We start from the raw sequence: 613 nt of genomic DNA, 5'->3' as shown, positions 1-613 counted from the left end.
TGTTCGCTCTTCGCGGCGCAATTCCGTCTGATATTCCGCGAGTTTACGTGCAGTGTCTTCGCCGGCAAGCTGCTTCAGCCAACGCCGAAACGTGTTCTCGGTGAGACGCTGCTGACGACAATATTTGCGGATCCCGAGACCGCTTCGGCGCCACGCTTCGACGTGCAGCGACCACCACTCGCGTCGCGCTTTGTTCTGGAAGTGTTTCGGTCTCACCGGAGAATCTCCACAGCAGCAGAGAACCCGAAATGGAACGACATCACACGAGGAGGAAGGTGTGCAGGAACCGGACGGTTACCAACGACCGATTAAGAGGGCTCTTCAAATCGGGCTTCGAGAAACCGGTGCACGAGGATAGCCGCCGTGTGGCCGAATCCGGAGCCTGGTGCAACGACTTAGGCGTTCGTTGCCACACAGGAGAGCTCCAATGAAGCTTTACGTTGGGTTGGACGTCGGTCTTGAAGAAACCAGTCTTTGCATCGTCGATGGCGAGGGTCTCACCATTCGCGAGGTCAAGGTTATGACCGATCCAGCGGCGATCCGCTCCGCAGTAGAGGGCTACGCGGATCGCCTCGAGAGAGTAGGAGTCGAGGCGTCATCGCTTGGCATCTGG

Annotated in this window: 1 protein-coding gene and 1 pseudogene; one reads left to right on the top strand and one right to left on the bottom strand. The window is 58.1% G+C overall.

The features are described 5' to 3' along the window. Positions 1-216, bottom strand: a 216-nt coding sequence (gene tnpA / locus H1B27_RS41425) for an IS66 family insertion sequence element accessory protein TnpA (protein ID WP_446479878.1), incomplete at its 3' end; no start/stop codon positions are given. A gap of 211 nt (positions 217-427) precedes the next feature. On the opposite strand from tnpA, the pseudogene H1B27_RS39755 reads away from it, so the two are divergent. Further along, a pseudogene (locus H1B27_RS39755) lies at positions 428-613 on the top strand (IS110 family transposase); the annotation flags it as partial.

Source organism: Bradyrhizobium diversitatis (genome assembly GCF_016031635.1).
Lineage (GTDB): Bacteria > Pseudomonadota > Alphaproteobacteria > Rhizobiales > Xanthobacteraceae > Bradyrhizobium > Bradyrhizobium diversitatis.
Note: the sequence above shows the minus strand (reverse complement) of the source record. Positions and strands in the feature narration are given on the sequence as shown.